Raw genomic sequence first — 17,908 nt, 5'->3', positions numbered from 1 at the left:
AATCATCGGGTTTAAGGAGTGCTGCAGGTTCAGTCATCAAACGGAAACAGATGGCCGGCCTGCGGCTTTTCCATGCCATATTTGAATGGAGGAATGAAGATCATGTGGAGAAGAAAGGTTATCGTCTTTTTGCTTACCGCATTGCTGCTCACCGGCATCCCGTTCGGGGGAGTTCAGGCGGAGGAGGCTTCTGCACCCGGTGCCATTTTTTATGTATCGAATAATGGAAGCGATTCCAATTCTGGCACACTGGCGTCACCTTTCCAAACTTTGGAAAAAGCTAGAGATGTCATCCGCCAACTGAAGCAAACCTCAGGTCTGCCGGACGGCGGCGTGACGGTCTATCTTCGTGGCGGGAACTACAGCAGGTTGTCCAGCTTTTTGCTGGGGGAGCAGGATTCCGGAACGGCGGATAAGCCGATTACCTACAAAGCCTATCCGGGTGAAAGTGTACGATTGAACGGGGGCTTGGAGTTGGAGAAAAGCTGGTTCACCCCTGTGACGGACACTGCCGTTCTGAACCGGATCATCAGCACGGATGCCCGAACCAAGGTGATGCAGGCGGATCTGAGCGGGCATGGCATCACCGATTACGGCGTCATGAGCCGGCACGGATATTACCTGGCCAATGATGTCAGCGATGTTCCGCCGATGGAGCTCTACATCGACGGGCAAGGCATGACGCTGGCCCGCTGGCCCAACAACGGAACTGTCCAGATGGGCGACATCCTGGATCCGGGCCCGACCCGCAAGGATGCCGACCTGCAGACTCGTGGAGGCACCTTCAAGTACCCCTATGAACGTCCAGATTTGTGGACACAGGCGGACGATATTTGGCTGGATGGGATTTTCGGCTATAGCTGGGAATGGTCCTACAACAAAGTTGCCGCCATTAACACAACCAATAAAACCATCACCTTGGCCTATGGAGAAATGAGCGGCTTGTTCAAAAACTGGTATCCGGATTTCCATTTCGCTCAAAACTTGCTGGAAGAAATCGATATGCCGGGGGAATATTATATCGACAGAAGCAAGGGCAAGCTGTATTTCTTGCCAACGGCTGCCTTTGAAGCCGATAATCCCGAGATTACCGTTTCCATGCTGAAAACTCCGCTTATCAATACGGTCAATACGTCGTTTGTAAATTTTGAGGACCTGATCTTGGAGAATGGCCGGGATTCGGCGGCAGTGATCATGGGCGGCGACCATGTGCAAATTATAAATAGCGAAATCCGCAACTTTACCAACGGCGGCGTACGGATCAATGCTCCGAGCCGTTGGTTGTACAACGACTTCGCCAAGGCCGATGGCGTTAACCATGCCGTCATCTCCACCCATATCCACCATATTGGGGGAACGGCCGTCATCCTGAACGGCGGCGATAAGCAGTCGCTCGTACCAGGCAACAATGCCGTGGTGAACAGCCACATTCATGATTTCGCCTATTATCATAAGGCGTATAACCCGGCTGTGATTCTGACGGGGGTGGGGAACCGAGTCACACACAGCGAGATACATGATGCCCCTCATCCGGGTATCCTGATTTTCGGCAACGACCATCTGGTGGAATACAACAATATCTATGATGTCTGCAAAACCTTCTCGGATCTCGGCGCCATCTATATGAATCTGGGCGCATCGCCGCAGGAGCGGGGCTCTGTGATCCGGAGGAACTATTTCCATAACATCGGGGAAGGCAAAGCCGGGGTGCAGGGGATTTATCCCGACAACTTCACTATGGGTATTACCATTGAAGAGAATGTCTTCTATAAGATGGGCAACTCCGCGGTTCTGAATAATGGCGGCTCTCATATCAGCACCCGCAACAATCTGTTCATCGATGCCAAGGTTCCTTACGAATTTGCGGATCTCTACCTGGGAGACGGCCCGGATCAACAGATTAACAAGAACTATATGGGGCCGTGGCATACTTTGTTCGAGAAAAACAATAACTTTGTAGGCACGCCGCATATGGAGAAATACCCGGAGTTGGCAGACTTCTTCACGGAAAACCGCTATTATCCGGATACCAACACGTTCCAGAATAATGTGGTCTACAACCCGACGAAGACGAGAAATGCCAGCACAAATGCGCAAGGGGCGCTTGATCCCCGCAATCTTTTGCAGTATGCGAGCAACTGGGTGGCGGACCGGGATCCGGGCTTCGTGAACCTGGCGGGCGGCGATCTGAATCTGAAACCGGATGCGGAAGTATTCCAGCATATTCCGGGATTCCCGAATATCCCGTTCAGTGAGATGGGAACCTCAGGCAAGGTGGGGCCATTGCTGTCCGCCGACCTGATCCCTGTTAACGGCGTCAAACTATATGAGGATGCGGTCGCTATTGGAATCGGAAAATTGTATTCCTTGAATTATGCCGTTCTTCCTTGGAACGCAACCAATCCAGCCGTCCAGTTTACTTCCAGCAATCCCGATATCGTGAAGGTGGATGCGAGCGGTAAGCTGAAAGGGGTTAATTTGGGAGAAGCAGTGATTACTGCGGTTTCTGCAGACAACCCGCTGTTGAAGGATGAAATTCATGTCACGGTTGAAGTCGGTGACGGGATCATGGATTATACGGATTTTGAAAGCGGCCGGAACGGATGGCCGAGCGATGCCAATCGAAGCATCGTGGATATGGGCGACGGCAACCATATGTATAAGCTGTTGATGGGCGCAACGACGCTAAATGAAAGCGAATTCAGTAATTATGAGCTGAGCTTCAAAATGAAGACACCGCCGGTTATTCCGGAGACGGCAACGTTTTATGTCTTCGACCGGCAGAACAAGAGCGGCAGCGGAGGCCGCATCGGGTACCGGAAAGTTGCAGACGGTACCTCCTCCTGGATTCTCTATAACGGAACCTGGGCGACCGTCAAAGAGAATAAGCTCCCTACCCAGGACTTGCAGGCGAATACGGTTTACAATTTCAAAATCATCGTCAAGGGAGCGGATATCAGCGTATATGTTGACGACAAGCTCAAGCTGAAGGCTACCGACACGACGCATAATGCATCGGGCCAAGTCGGATTCTATGCCGGGGGCTTCAACAATCTGCTGTTCGACGACATCAAGTTCTCAGTCCCAGGTAAGGACGTTACCGGTTTATTGTTCGATAAGAGCAGTTACAACATGGTGATGGGAGAAGAACTGCCGCTTGTGGTGAGCTACGACCCGTCGGATACCGCCGACCGTGCAGTCGTGTGGCATTCCTCCCATCCGGAGATCGCTACTGTAAATGAAAATGGCGTAGTATCTGCTCTGTCTAAAGGAGAGACGGTGATTTCCGTTACATCGGCTGTCAATCCGGCTGCCACCGCTTCTGTTACGATCAACGTATCGGACATTATGCTCTCCACGAATTTCGATTCGGGCGCCAACGGGTGGCCGGTGGATCCGAACCGCAGCATCGTGACGGTGAATGGCAACAAGATGTACAGGATTGTCAAAGGCGCGAATGCGCTTCATCCGAAAATATTCCAGAACTACGATCTGACCTTCAAGCTGAAGACGCCGGCCGTGATGCCGGATTTGGGATCGTTCTATGTGTATGACCGTCAGGTTTCCGGCAAGTCGGGCATCATCGGATACAAGAAATTAGCCGACGGCACATCACAATGGATTTTATATAACAAGGATTGGGCCACACTCAAGGCTGTAAATATGCCTGATCAGGACTTGAAGCCGGATACCCAATATCAGATTCGCATCATTGCCGACGGCACGAATATCCGCGTATATGTGAATGGCGTGCTGCGGCTGGAAGGCTCTAATCCCACCTCCAATCCATCGGGAACTATCGGCTTCTACGTGGGCGGCTTCAGTGAAATGTGGTTTGACGATGTAGTGGTATCGATTGTCAAATTACCTGTAACGGCCATTCAAGCGACTCCGGCAAACCTTTCCCTCGAGCCGGGCGGAAGCGGGCAAATCGAGGCAACGGTCATGCCGGCGAACGCGACCGATCGCAGGATCCGCTGGAGCACCAGCAATCCGGCTGTGGCCACGGTTACGGACACCGGGATGGTCACCGCTGTTGCATCGGGTACGGCAGTCATTACGGTCGTTTCCCTGGATGATGAAACGGTGAAAGCGGAGATACCGGTTTCGGTTGTTGCGGCGGAATACCCCATTTTTAACTTGGATGAGCATCTTAACGACCGAGAGCACTGGACGAAGTCGGAATCGGTGACTTTCGGCAACGGCACCGTCAAGATGAAGAGCAACGGTGTATATGGCTACAACGGTGCGAAGTTTGGCAGCGGATTGATCCGGTTTAAAGCCAAAATCGACGAGTACGGGCCAACCAGCGGGTGGTATGGCTTTGCGGTACGCTCCGAAAGGACCGGTGATCCTGCATGGGTGGGGTCCAATACAGGCTACCTGGTAGTCATCAAGGAAAACCAGATTGAGCTGCAATCCTGGAAGCCGGGACAGAAGATGTTGGAAATCCTGCCGAATACCGCACTGCTGCCCCATGGGGAATATCAAATTGACATCGGGGCGATTCAGACCCCGGCAGGCGTACGTTTTATTATGAACGTAGATGGGAATCCGGTGCTGAACTATCTGGATAATGACGGGAACACCAGGATCGGTGCAGAAGGATACCTCAATGTCTACACCTATAATAACGGAGACAATGTAATTGAACTGAAGCCTATGCAGGGTCAAGGGAATGTAATCGAGTCGATCCGTCTGGATGAGGAGCAGATCAGCTTAGCCGTAGGCGAAAGCAGGCTCGCTGTGACCCAGGCTGTGTACACCGATCAATCCGTCACGCAAGTGACTTATGGGGTTACGTATACGACGGATCATCCGGAAATCGCCGTGGTGAATGGATCGGGGATCCTAACAGCTGTATCGGCAGGTACGACCAAGCTGACGGCGGAATATCAAGGCAAGAGGGCTGAGGCTATTGTCATCGTCACACAGGGGCAGGTGCCCGGTGATGTGGCGCCTCCTGTCTGGACTTCAGGTACATTGACGGTCATGGGCAAAGACACCACTTCCGTGTCACTGGCCTGGTCCGGCGCATCCGATCATATCGGAGTGACGAAATACAGGGTTTACAAGGATGGCCAAGAGGTTGCGACTGTAGCCGGAACGGCCTACACGGTGGACGGATTGTCGTCGGATACGGCCTATACCTTCCAGGTGCAAGCGGGCGATGCAGCAGGCAACTGGAGTGCGGACGGACCGGTCACCACAGTGAAAACCAACGGGGCTGATCTTCCGGTAACGGCATCCGGTACACTAACCGGTTCACCGACTGTTCAGGGAGGGAAGGAGTATGAGCTTACTTTCAGCCTGGAGCAGGTGACTGGCAAAATTGTGGGTGAAGATTTGACGATCGGGTTCGACCCTGCATTGTTCCAATTTGTCTCTGTGGATTCTCTCTTGCCGAACGTTGCCATTGTCACTCAAAAGGTTAATGCGGACAATGTCCGTTTGATCCTGGCCGGTACGGGCGGCATCGGCAGTGCGGTGACTGCTGACGGCGGCGTACTGAAGCTGAAGTTTATCGCGAAATCTTTGTCGCCGGGTCAACAGGCGGAGGGCCAATTTACGGTGCAGCCGAATGTGATCACCAATAGTAAAGGATTGGAATCACAAGTTGTTACCGCACCACTTCCGGTGTCGATTCTGACCATCGAACTCGGAGATTTGAATGGTGACGGCAAGTTCAGCATCGGGGATTTGGGCATTCTGATCGGCATATACGGCAAAACCGACGCAGATCCGGAATGGAGTCTGTATAAAGCGGCCGACCTGAATAATGACGGTGAAATCGGCTTGATAGATCTAACAATGATTGCAGGGAAAATTATCGGAGAATAAAAGCTCTTATCGAGCACTTCGAGGAAGCGGGCTCGTGAGAAATGCAAAGTGTGTGAATGGGGATGTTCATTCACACGCTTTTTTCTTACGATGTATCAATGAAGGTGACATTATGAAGAAAGGACGATGAATGCATTGGCGAAAAAGTTAGGAATACTCGGCTTGATGATCCTTCTGATGAGTATCGTATTGCCTGGCGCCGCATTTGCCGAGGAGGGGCCAAGGTTTTCATTGTCGGTTTCGAAAACGGCTCCGGCTGTTGGCGAAGAGATCGAAGTGGAGATTAAGGCGAGTCAGGTCAAGGATATGGTTGCCTTCGAGCTTAATCTTTATTTTAATCCTCAATTGTGGGATACAAGCGCAATTCAATACAGCTCGGGCTTGGCAGGATTCAGTTCTGTGACACAACAGAACTTGTGGAGCGAAGGACATTTTCAAGCGGTATATACGAAAATAAGTGCTTCAGCAGGTGAAAATGGAGATGTGATCCTAGGGAAAGTGAAGTTTAAAGCGAAAGCTAACGGGTCCGCTACCTTTACACTCCGTTCTATTTTGGTAGGACAGTTAGGGGAGTCGGAGGACAAATTCACGAAATATACACCGAATGTCCAAGCCCAGGCTGTCATTCATGATCGTGGTGTTGGCGGTGGCAACAACGGCAACAATGGGAATAACGGGAATAACGGGAATAACGGGAATAACGGAAAAGGAAATGGACAGCAAGCTTCCGGCTCCCAGCTTCAAATAACAGCGTCCCCTAACCAGGATGGAGTGGTTCAGATTAGCGTGGATCCCGGCAATCTGAAGAGCGTCATCGATCAAGTGGCTGGGGATCGCGTCACGATTGCAATTCAATCCGATGCCGAAGTAAAGAAGATTGAAGTAGAAATCCCTATGGAACAAATTCGATACGCCGCCTCCAAAAACGTTCAAATGATTGGCATCGATAGCGGTCTTGCAACGCTGTACATGAATAAAGATTTATTTGCTCGAGAGGGCTCATCCGCTTCCGTTTTGCAGTTTACCGTGTCGCAAGTAGATGCATCATCTTTGCCGGCAGCTGCTGGCGCAATTGTAGGCAACCATCCGATATATGATTTTGATCTGAAGCTGGATGGAAGAAGTGTAAGCCAATTTGTCGGAAAAGAAGTGGCGGTAGAGGTGCCTTACACGCTTCAACCAGGGGAAAAACCGGGCAATATCGTGATATATTATGTCTCTAATAGCGGCCAGCTAGAAGTGGTGAAAAATGCGAAATACGATCCGGCAACGGGGAAAGTAAGCTTTAAACCGAAGCATTTCAGCATGTATTTCCCAACTCATGAAAGCGGTACGTTTAACGACTTGTCGGAAGCGGCATGGGCTAAGGAATCAATCGAAGCCTTAGCCGCAAGAAAAGCGGTGAATGGCGTCGGAAACAACAGATTTAGTCCCAATAGCGATGTAAGTCGCGCGGAGTTTATTGCGATGTTGGTCAATCTGTTCGATCTTGCCGACGCAACGGCAAAGAGCTCGCTTTCCGACGTTCATGAACAGGCATGGTATTATACACCGATTGCAACGGCTGAGAAATTAGGCATCGTGGAAGGAAAGAACGACACCACCTTTGGCGTCGATGATAAAATAACGCGGCAAGATATGGCGGTGATGATGTATCGGGCAGCCCGGACATTCGGCTATGGATTGAAACCGGGGGATTCTGCAAGCCGCTTTAGCGATCAAGACGACATTGCAGGGTATGCTTCGGAGGTGGTAACCGTCATGCAGCAAGCGGCAATACTGAATGGAATAAGCGAGGGCGTATTTGCGCCTCAAGGCTTCTCCACCAGAGCACAGGCTGCAGCGGTTTTGTACAGAATTTTCGACAAGAATTAATGGAGGTGCAGGGGACAGAATCTATTTACCGAAAACAGGGAACTGACGTTCTTGTTTTCGGTTGTTAAGCTGAGATGGCGCACTTACGTTCCTCTGCGGAGTTACTGGCCAATCTAATTTGCACAGCCATTATGCAAATACGCCGCAAAAACTGTCAGAACGACAGCCTTGCGGCGTTTTATTATTTGGACGTTATTCGATCCGTACAGCCAACGGGATGTTCATGTGACCGGTGGATGCGACCCAGCCGGCTCATGCCCACTTCGATCCTTGCGGCGAAGGGCAGCGTGCAGCGCTCAGCTTTGCTTTGACATCCATAAGGCAGCCGCACCAGCGGCACGTCGTGCCGAACTGGTAGTCATTACAGCTCCGGCAGGCGGCCATCCGCTTCTCGTACTCCACTTCGGTTGTCAGCTTAAGGTTCCGGACCCGAAGGGTTTCGCCGAACAACTTGGCGATTTCCTCGGGTGTGACATGGACGGTTGCGGTGCACCCTTTGCATGCGGACGCTAACATCTCTTCGTCTCGGTTAACGGAGGGGATCATAGCAAGCTACCCCTTCCTTAGGCGAGCCGAAGCGTCACGACCGAGCGTGCTGGCAGGGTGACGTGCAGTTCTCCATTTTCAAAACGATACGCTTCGAACGCCGCCAGCTTCACCGCCTCTGGCTGTTCAAACGTGTTATGTGCCTGCATGGTGTCGGAGGTCAGGATGGTGCCACGAACGGCTTGCCCGGTATAACCGCGAACATCGCATGATACTTCCAGCGCGTCGCTAGGATGCAGGTTGCACAAGGAAATGTGAATATGCCCATCTTCATTCACGGATGCGGAAGCGCTAAGCTGATCGAGGTGCGCCCCGTTCATCGTGTAGGCCGGGCTCTCCACATCGGTCGTCAAGAACTTGGCATCCATATGTACCTTGTACATATCGAAGACATGATATGTCGGTGTCAGCACCATGTCGGCACCTTCCGTCAAAATCACGGCTTGCAGGACGTTGACCACCTGCGCAATGTTCGCCATCCGCACGCGGTCGCTGTGGTGATGGAACAGATTCAGGTTAATGCCGGCGATCAACGCGTCGCGCATCGTGTTCTGCTGATAGAGGAAGCCGGGGTTCGTGCCGGGCTCCACATTATACCAGGTGCCCCATTCATCGACGATGAGAGCGACTCTTTTATCCGGATCGTATTTGTCCATGATTTCGGAGTGGCGGACGAGCAGTTCTTTCATTTTGAACGTTTGCTGCAGTGTCTTGAACCAATCCGCTTCCGTGAAGTCGGTCGCCGCGCCTTTGTCCTTCCAGTTACCGGTCGGAACCGTGTAGTAATGGAGGGAGAGACCATCCATATTACGCGCCGCTTCACGCATCAACACTTCGGTCCAGTGATAGTCGCCGCTGTTGGCGCCACAGGCGATTTTGAACACGCGATTGTCCCCGTAGTTGCGCACATAGCAGGAATACTGCCGGTACAGATCTGCGTAATATTCAGGACGCATGTTGCCGCCGCAGCCCCAGTTCTCGTTCCCTACGCCAAAATAAGTCAGCTTCCACGGCGCTTCACGGCCGTTCTCCTGACGCCAATTCGCCATCGGCGATTCGCCGTCGAAGGTCATGTATTCGACCCATTCGGACATCTCCTGTACGGTGCCGCTTCCCACATTGCCGGAGATGTACGGCTCCGCGCCGATCAATTCACAAAGCCGCAGAAACTCGTGCGTGCCAAAATGATTGTTCTCCACAACGCCGCCCCAGTGCGTGTTGATCATCCGTTTGCGGTTCTCGGCAGGGCCAACGCCGTCTTTCCAGTGATATTCGTCGGCAAAACAGCCGCCGGGCCAGCGGAGGACGGGGATGTTCAGTTTTTTCAAAGCGTCCAGCACGTCGTTGCGCATGCCTTCGGTATTCGGAATCGGGGAATCATGCCCAACCCAGATGCCTTCATAAATGCAGCGGCCGAGATGCTCGGAGAAATGTCCGTAAATATTTCGGTTAATCGTCTGTTTCGGTGAATTCGCATGAATCGTCAGCTTTGCCATGGTGGGATCTACTCCTTATGGGTTGTGGTGGAGACCGACTCGCGATGGATGAGAGCGGCCGTGAGAATCATTTGCTCGTGTGTGCCGTGGGCTTGCGTGCGACTGCCCCGATGAATGACAGAAAGCAGCTCTTCAACGAGATGCTTGGCATCGAGCGAGAACGTCGTGAGTCTCGGTGAAATTTGCGAGGCCAACGGAATATCGTCGCAGCCGATGATCGAGATGTCGTCCGGCACTTTGCGCCCGTGCTCGCGCAGCCCTTGCAGACAACCAGCGGCCATCCAGTCGTTCACAGCGAAAATCGCGTGGGGCAGCTCGCCGGTGAGGAGTTGGTCGGCGGCGCGCCTGCCGCCTTCCCAGTTCATTTTGTCCGTGATGATCTGGACGGTTATCCCGACTTGCTGGGCATAGGCGAGAAAACCTTGCTTGCGAAGCCGGGAAGAGTCGTACTTGTCCGGCCCGGCCAGCAGCGTGAAGTTACGGTGTCCGGCGTCATACAGCGTCTTAGCAGCTTTGCTGCCGATGCGGTAGTCATCGTAGTAAATCTGGACGATGTCCTCGCGATGGGCATACCGCTGAACCGCATACAGCTGGCCGGTCGCAGCCTTCAGCTCATCGAGCTTGGCGTCGTCCATTTGACCGATGACGATGATCGGCCCCTTCACAGCTGCATCCAACGGCCCTTCCGGATTAACCATCGATAGTCGGATCGCTTGCTTCGCCGCCAAATTCGTAATTTCGACGAGGAAATTGGTATAGTACGGGTCATTTCCTTTGATGTCCGGCGAACGCATCAGATAGAGCGTGTCCACATGAACAGAGGGAACGATATACGTGCCTTTGCCCTGAAGTTGAACGAGCAGGCCTTCCTGAACTAGCGTTTGAATCGCTGCGCGCACGCTGACCCGGCTCGCTTCAAAGCTTTCGGACAGGTCGCGTTCCGAAGGAATTTTGACGAGCTGGTCGGTTTGTAGTGTCTGGATTTGCTCGCGAAGCTGTGCGGTTAGTTTTTCTTTCAAAAGCGGAGATTTCTTCATCCCGGGGGGACCACCATTCGTATAAGACCAATATTAAATTTATTTAATACCAATATAATACCACTTAAGTTGGGATGTGTCTATGAGGAAATACTGCTGCTTCTGTGTCAAATTCCATATATAAATAGAAATGTTCCATAAACCGTTAAACAGATTGTTCCCTAAAGGATAATTAAGATTATCCTACTGCGTTACGGAAAAGATAGTAGGCAACAGCAGGCAGGACCTGGGGGGACAGTCAGGCAGTGTGTTGAATCAACAGGGATTTGGCGATTATTTACAAGTTACGCCTAAACCTGGCCAAATGCGTCTTTGGGCGTGGCAATCTATCGCGCATGGAGCGGATAGTGTATTGTTTTTTCGATGGCGGACTTGTACATTTGGTGCAGAAACTTTATGGCATGGTTTGAATCATTATGGCAATCAACCACATAGAAGACTTGAAGAAGCCATCTATCAGTAATTAAATGAGTGGCATGTGTTAACGGATCTGATTTCCATACAAGTAATAGAACAACAGGGTGATTTGTATAAATATAAAGTACTGTTTTCCCCAAATGCTCAACTTTTAGACAAGGAGGATGCAGCCTTGTTATCCGCTTATGTAGAACAAGGGGGGACCTTAGTGATGGGCCCAAGGAGCGGATATAAGGACCGATCGAACCGTGCATATATGATGCCTTAATGAAATTCTGCAAGTGGATTCACCGCAAACAAAGGTTGTAGCGCGATATACAACAGATTATTATAAAGACAGTCCAGCCATAGTTCGACATAAGGTTGGGCGAGGTGAGGTCATTTACTTTGGCACGTTTTTCACAAAGGAAAACACGGACCAGCTATTAAATAATATTCCTCTTATCGATCCATTAGAGTTTTGGGTTCATGCCCCTGCGGAAGTAGAAGTCGTTACGAGAAATCACCCCAGCGGAGAGATAGCGATATTTCTCAATTATACGTCCCATTCCCAGTTCGTTGAGTTTAAGGAATCTGTCCGAAATTGCCTTACAACAGAAATAGTAGCAGGCAAAATAGAAATAGAACCTTACGGAGTCAGGAGGGTACAGCGGGTTTAATGTCTACTGAAACTACAGCGATTTAACTGCACCCACCTCCAAATGCAACCGCTCCTTTCGATACCGTTTTGGAGAAATGCCTTTGATGCGCTTGAAATGTTTAATGAAATAACTGGAAGTTTGAAAACCAGTCTCTAATGCAATTTGCGTTATACTTTTCGTGTGGTCGAGCAGAAGCTGCTCGGCTCTTCGTATTTTGATGAACATGACGTATTGTGTGAATGTGGTATTCATTACCTGTTTGAAGAACCGAGCAAATTGGCTGTAGCTCATCATGCACATCTTGGCAGCTTCTTCAACCGTAATCGGCAGAGAGCTATTCTCATTAATCGTGATGAGGACCTCTCGAAGAGCAGCCATTTTGACCGAGTCATCGATGATATTCTCAGCAGCAGATGGGGAAAAAAGCGTGCGCTGATAGCGAAGCAGCCAGAGAATGAGTTTGTAAATGCTGGAGCTCACTGCTAATTCGAAGGCAAATGCCTTGGCCTGATATTCCCTGTACATATTCTCGACTAATGCGTGTAAGGGAGCTAGGTCAGTGGATTCAGGTTGAATCCATTTTTGAAGTCCGTACAAGGGAGTCGTATATGGCAAATAATACTGCAACTCGAAAGCAAGCTGCGGCATTGGGTTCAACAACTCAGAATCAAAGCCAATGACATAGTGTCTGGAGGGTTGATTCGTTGCAATCCTGACACTGTGAACTTCACACGGATGAATGAGAATAAACGAGCCCGCGGTAGCTTCAAAGCTTTCATTACCAATCGTTATCCAAGCATTTCCTGCTGAGACGTAGATGATTTCCATATGATAATGCCAATGTGAAGCGATTTGGTACCCTTCATCTTCCGTATTTTGGATACCAACATAGAAAGGTCGATCAATATCGCGCAATCCGCTTTGGTTTTTATTTTGCTCAAAATAAGGTTGGTTAATTTGAATCACGAACTAGTCCCCTCAGATCTGATAAATAGAATCGTTATATTTTTTGATAGTTCTATTATAGAGTAAGTAATGGATATTTTGTACGCTTAGGATATGCAATCATTCATTTCTTTTAGGGGGAACTTATCATGAATCATTTACTAGATCTGCCAAGCACTTTTTTTGTTGGCTGTAATTATTGGGCCTCACATGCTGGAACCGCGATGTGGTCGGACTGGATGCCGGAGCAAGTGGAAATCGATTTGAAAAGATTATCCCAAGCGGGCATTGAGGTTATTCGTGTATTCCCGCTGTGGCCCGACTTTCAACCCATTGAGAATATGTACTCGGGTGAAGGCCAACACTTCGGTTACCGCTTTGGGGAAGAGAGACTTCCTGATACTGAGGCTGGGAGAGCAGGGATGTCCGTTGTCATGATGGAGCGATTCCAGGCTTTTACGGAAATCGCAAAGAAATATGACATCAAGTTAATAGTTGGCTTGATTACAGGATGGATGAGCGGTCGGTTATTCGTCCCGCCAGCACTAAGAGGCAAAGCGATTTTGACCGATCCCGACGCGATCCGCTGGCAGGTTCGTTTCGTGCGATATTTCGTGAATCATATGAAACATAATGACACTATCATTGCGTGGGACCTTGGGAACGAGTGTAATGTGATGGGAAAAGTGGCTTCCCAGGAAGAAGCTTTCGTATGGACAGCGTCGGTTGCGAACGCGATTAAGGCCGCTGATGCAACGCGACCGCTTATTTCGGGCATGCACAGCCTGCAGGCAAAGGGCAACTGGACGATGCAGGATCAAGGGGAGCTCACCGATATATTAACAACACACCCATACCCATTCTGGACGCCATATATGGATTTTGATCCATTGACTTCTATGCGTCCAACGATTCACGCCACTATGGAAAGTCTGTTGTATGCGCAAATTGGTGAGAAACCTTGCTTCGCTGAAGAAATGGGGACCATGGGTCCAATGGTGTGCAGTGAGGAAGTCGCTGCAGCATTTGCCCGTACAAGCATGCTATCTCAGTGGGCACATGGTCTACCAGGCTTATTATGGTGGTGTGCAAATGATCAAACGAAGCTTAATCATGCACCCTATGATTGGGTAGCTTGCGAAGGTGAACTTGGCCTAATAACAGAAGTAGGGCGAATAAAGCCTGCGCTTCAAGAGATGGGCACTCTCAAAAAAGTCATTCAAGATATGCCGTTTGGGAAATTACCTGCACACAGTGTTGAGGCGGTTTGTATCCTAAACAGTACACAGGATCATTGGGCAACAGCCATCGGAGCCTTTCTATTAGCGAAGCAAACGGGCTTTGATATCGATTTCCGATTCGAGGATCAACCGATCCCGGATGCTAATTTCTATATGCTGCCTTGTGTAACAGGCGTATATGGCGTACCGAAGCAGCGTTGGGAGCAGTTGCTGAATAAAGTTCGTCAGGGAGCAACTCTTTATGTATCTTCGAACGATGGATACATGCTCAATTTCTCCGAGTTAACGGGCTTAACCGTGCAAAATCGCAGTCGGAGAGCAAGTGAAGCCATTGCGATCCTTCAAGATGAGCACGGCGACATTCCATTGTCAATTCCAAGCACATTTAAACTGGATTTCAGCAATGATTGTGCTGAAGTTTTAGCCGTGGAAACGGATGGCAATCCAGTTCTGACCAAAGCAACTTATGGCAAGGGAACTGTGTATTTCTGCGCACTGCCACTGGAGTTGGCGATGTCTACACAACCAGGGGTAAGCTACACTCCAGAGCTTTATCCATACTGGAAATTGTATGAAGTAATTTCTAGGGACGTACGCAGTAATAGGGTTGTTCAAGTTAAGGAGCCACACATTGGGGTAACCGAGCATGCACTTAGTTCTCATATACGAATTTGTGTGCTGATAAATTATTCACCCGATGCAAGAGAGGTATCGCTAATCCTGAGAGAGGGTTGGGAAGTTGGCGAAAGTTTGTACGGCAGAGATCCACAGCATGGCGAGGGAGGATCTACCGTAAAAGTGGCCGCCAATGATGCTGTTATCCTTCAGTTCAAACAATACTAAACAAGTAACCATTTAAGGTGTATAATGCATGCTAGATAGAAAGGAAGGAGGGCATCCTTGTTGTACAACTTTATCAAAAGTTCCTTGCAATGGAAGCTCATTCTCATGATCTCATGCATTGTCATCTTGGTTGTTATTACGATTGGCAGCTTCAGTTATTACAAAAGCGCACGAGCGATTGAATCCGATGCCCAGCGTTTCAGCAATCAAATTTTGAAGCAAGCGACGTTAAATTTAACGCGTTATATTAATGATAATGAGCAATTTTTTCAAATGTTGATTTTGAGTCTGGACTTTCAGGATTGGGCGAACGTACAGCCAGGCGATTCGTATAGCAATTACAGTAAAATTAAAGATATGGAAAATCGAATTATCCAGCCCTACATTAACTTTCATCAGGAAACGCTTTCAATTGTGCTTTATAATGAAAATGGAAATCAGATCGTATATCGCAATAGTAATATGGATACCGTTTTGGATACGGATTTTTCTTTTCTAAAATCAGGATTTATGGAGCGTTTGACAGATTCGAGACGCATGCAGTCCTTTGTTCAATTGCGTCAAGATTACAAAAATAGTAACAGAAAAAGCATCGAGCTTCCCATCCTTACCTATGTGCAAAAGATCATATATAATGAACAAACCGTATACCTGGCTGTTGATATCTCCTTAATGCCGACTCAGCAGATTCTTAATCAGATTGAGCTGGGTCGAAATGGGCAAGCGTTGATTACGAATGAACATGGAAGTGTTATTTCAGCCCCAGATTTGAAGATGATTGATACGAAGTTAGATGCAGATATTTTAGCGAAAATGGGTCATCAGGCATCAGGCTATGTCTATGATCAAGATCATCAACAGATGATTGTGTATCAGTCGATTCCCAAAGTAAATTGGCATGTTATCGTATTTGTGCCATATCGAGATTTGGCAGAACGCATTATTGAGATTCGAAATTGGACGATGGCAATAGCTTTGGCAAGTTTAATCAGTGCCATTGTACTCGTCTATCTTGTATCGCATTCCATTACGAAACGAATGAAGCTGCTCCGTAGGACGATAAATACAACAAAACTTGGTCGATTTGATATACGAACTGATGTAAAAGGCACGGATGAAGTCGCGGATTTGGCGGAAACATACAATCTGCTGCTGGATCGGATTGACGATTCAATTCATCTGTTAGCGGAATCCAAGGTGGTCCAACAGCAGGCTGTCTTGTCTGCCTTGCAATCGCAAATTAATTCGCATTTTCTCTACAATGCGTTAGAATCGATAAATGCAATGGCCAATTTGGCTGGGCATCAACAGATTCGCAAGTCAACGGTAGCCCTCTCCAATATGCTTCGTTATACATCGAATTACAGAGAATCTTTGGTTACCCTAGAAGAGGAAATTAATCATATTCGAGATTACATGCATATCATGAATAACCTATATCCAGGTGAACTGGAGTTTCATTTTCAAATCGATCATAACATTGCGGAGTCAGCGTGTCTTAAAGCCTGTTTGCAGCCCATTGTAGAGAATTGTATCAAGCATGGTTACGAAATGACAGGTGAGAAGTTGCGTGTGGAAATCACAGCTTACCGTTATGAACACGACTATATTCGCATCGATATTGAAGATGATGGAATTGGTATCTCTAATGAGAAGTTGAGTGAGATCAGAGAAGCGCTCAATCAGGTGAGGACCGAACAAGAATTTCTGCAGCTGTCACGGATCGGGATGTTGAATGTTCACTACCGTCTCAAGACGTATTACCCGCATCATAACCTTACCGGGATTCGGGTTGAACGTGTTTCAGAGGATGGAGGCACGAGAGTCAGTGTCATATTCCCCAAAAAGATAAAGGAGAATTAACGGATGATACGTGTACTTATTGTCGATGACTCCTCCCTGATCCGAGATAGTTTATCGGCATCCATAGAAAATTATAATCATACAACGGTTGTTGCAGGTACGGCAGCCAACGGTGCAAAAGCTTTGGATTGGCTGGAATTTCATTATGTCGATCTCTGTATAACGGATATCCGGATGCCTGTCATGGATGGGTTGGCCTTAATCGGTGAGGTTAATCAACGTTATCCATGGGTGCGTTGCCTGGTCGTTTCGAGTTATGACGATTTTCAATATGCGAAAATGAGCATTCAGCTTCATGCTCTGGATTATATTCTGAAGCCTGTAGATGAAGAAATTCTTTTCAGTGCCTTGGATAAGGCTAAAGAGAGGCTGGATGAAGATCGCAATCGTGATGCTGCTCAGTTAATGCTAAGAAAGTTGCCCCATCATAAGCAAATGGTGGACAAGTGGCTCGAACATATCCGCACCCTGCATGTGGAAACACTTCCATTACTTATCGTTGAGACGTTGGAGTTGCTGGAAGGATGGGTGGAAGGGAACTTTAACTTGCTGAACCCGCTTAGCAACTTATGGCTGAGTACAATTATCGAAGAACTCTCCTCTGAACGATTCAATTTGAAGCTTGAGGAAGGAAATGATTTTGGACTCGGAGATGCGACGCTTACGCTTCAAGCAGTTCGAAGCTATTTTCGATTATGCGCGGTGCGGAGGCTCGAGGAAGGTGCGAACGAATTAGTCGACACTATGCGAGGCATCCGCGATCAGCAATCGGTGAAGGTAATTCATAAAATCAAGCATTACATCGATCAGCACTATGGTGATCAGATTAACTTACAGGATCTTGCGGATCATGTCGCCATGAATAAAACCTATATGTGCACCTTATTCAAGCAAGAAACTGAGATGACGATTGGAACGTACACCGTAGCCATTCGAATGAAGGAAGCGCGAAATCTATTGATGGAAACGTCAGAGAAAATTTATACGATTGCCAATCAAGTAGGTTATGAAGATGTAACGTACTTCTCGCAGCTGTTCAAGAAACACTACGGGTTAAGTCCGCTGGACTATAAGAAACGTATGAAATCCTAACTTAAAATAAGGGATGGACCGTGCCTGGTGAGGTACGGTCTTTTTTTTTGTTTTTTTTAGACGCCGTGATT

The 17,908-nt window shown here is 48.7% G+C and carries 12 protein-coding genes; 8 read left to right on the top strand and 4 right to left on the bottom strand.

Going from position 1 to position 17,908, the window contains the following annotated elements; all coding sequences use genetic code 11:
• The first annotated feature begins 102 nt into the window (after positions 1-102).
• A complete protein-coding gene (locus EJQ19_RS12615) occupies positions 103-5,841 on the top strand; it encodes an Ig-like domain-containing protein (protein ID WP_126141584.1) in 5,739 nt (1,912 codons plus the stop codon).
• A gap of 135 nt (positions 5,842-5,976) precedes the next feature.
• Entirely contained in the window at positions 5,977-7,716 is a 1,740-nt protein-coding gene (locus EJQ19_RS12610) for an S-layer homology domain-containing protein (RefSeq protein ID WP_164716518.1), read from the top strand.
• Positions 7,717-7,968: 252 nt separating this feature from the next.
• Here the strand turns inward: EJQ19_RS12610 and EJQ19_RS12605 are convergent, their stop codons facing one another.
• The 3 genes from EJQ19_RS12605 to EJQ19_RS12595 are packed head-to-tail and all read right to left on the bottom strand — an operon-like array spanning position 7,969 to position 10,795.
• On the bottom strand, positions 7,969-8,262 hold the full coding sequence (locus EJQ19_RS12605) for a hypothetical protein (RefSeq protein WP_126141582.1): 294 nt from the start codon (positions 8,260-8,262) through the stop codon (positions 7,969-7,971).
• A gap of 17 nt (positions 8,263-8,279) precedes the next feature.
• Positions 8,280-9,758 carry an alpha-N-arabinofuranosidase gene (locus EJQ19_RS12600; RefSeq protein ID WP_126141581.1) on the bottom strand — a complete coding sequence of 493 codons (1,479 nt, stop codon included), beginning with the start codon at positions 9,756-9,758 and terminating at the stop codon, positions 8,280-8,282.
• Positions 9,759-9,766: 8 nt separating this feature from the next.
• A complete protein-coding gene (locus EJQ19_RS12595; RefSeq protein WP_126141580.1) occupies positions 9,767-10,795 on the bottom strand; it encodes a GntR family transcriptional regulator in 1,029 nt (342 codons plus the stop codon).
• A 304-nt stretch (positions 10,796-11,099) separates the two neighbouring features.
• Here EJQ19_RS12595 and EJQ19_RS33070 point away from each other — a divergent pair, with 304 nt between their 5' ends.
• From EJQ19_RS33070 to EJQ19_RS33060, 3 genes are read left to right on the top strand one after another with little or no spacing between them, the layout of a single operon-like run.
• Positions 11,100-11,258, top strand: a complete 159-nt coding sequence (locus tag EJQ19_RS33070) for a beta-galactosidase (protein ID WP_420901677.1) — start codon at positions 11,100-11,102, stop codon at positions 11,256-11,258.
• 15 nt (positions 11,259-11,273) lie between these two features.
• Positions 11,274-11,480 (top strand): beta-galactosidase trimerization domain-containing protein, encoded by a 207-nt coding sequence (locus EJQ19_RS33065; RefSeq protein ID WP_126141578.1) that lies wholly within the window; start codon positions 11,274-11,276, stop codon positions 11,478-11,480.
• A 13-nt stretch (positions 11,481-11,493) separates the two neighbouring features.
• Positions 11,494-11,871 carry a Beta-galactosidase C-terminal domain gene (locus tag EJQ19_RS33060; RefSeq protein ID WP_126141577.1) on the top strand — a complete coding sequence of 126 codons (378 nt, stop codon included), beginning with the start codon at positions 11,494-11,496 and terminating at the stop codon, positions 11,869-11,871.
• 12 nt (positions 11,872-11,883) lie between these two features.
• Here EJQ19_RS33060 and EJQ19_RS12575 read toward each other — a convergent pair whose 3' ends face one another.
• Entirely contained in the window at positions 11,884-12,819 is a 936-nt protein-coding gene (locus EJQ19_RS12575; RefSeq protein ID WP_126141576.1) for a helix-turn-helix domain-containing protein, read from the bottom strand.
• A gap of 128 nt (positions 12,820-12,947) precedes the next feature.
• On the opposite strand from EJQ19_RS12575, the gene EJQ19_RS12570 reads away from it, so the two are divergent.
• From EJQ19_RS12570 to EJQ19_RS12560, 3 genes are read left to right on the top strand one after another with little or no spacing between them, the layout of a single operon-like run.
• Positions 12,948-14,882, top strand: coding sequence for a glycoside hydrolase 5 family protein (locus EJQ19_RS12570; RefSeq protein ID WP_126141575.1), 1,935 nt, complete (start codon positions 12,948-12,950; stop codon positions 14,880-14,882).
• A gap of 60 nt (positions 14,883-14,942) precedes the next feature.
• Positions 14,943-16,745, top strand: a complete 1,803-nt coding sequence (locus EJQ19_RS12565) for a cache domain-containing sensor histidine kinase (protein WP_126141574.1) — start codon at positions 14,943-14,945, stop codon at positions 16,743-16,745.
• A 3-nt stretch (positions 16,746-16,748) separates the two neighbouring features.
• The gene (locus tag EJQ19_RS12560) at positions 16,749-17,837 is read left to right on the top strand and encodes a response regulator (protein WP_126141573.1); all 1,089 of its coding nucleotides are present in this window, start codon (positions 16,749-16,751) and stop codon (positions 17,835-17,837) included.
• Positions 17,838-17,908: the final 71 nt, after the last annotated feature.

This window comes from Paenibacillus whitsoniae (assembly GCF_003955665.1).
Taxonomy (GTDB): Bacteria; Bacillota; Bacilli; order Paenibacillales; family NBRC-103111; genus Paenibacillus_E; species Paenibacillus_E whitsoniae.
The sequence above is the reverse complement of the archived record's forward strand: the minus strand, read 5'-3'. Positions and strand labels throughout refer to the sequence as shown.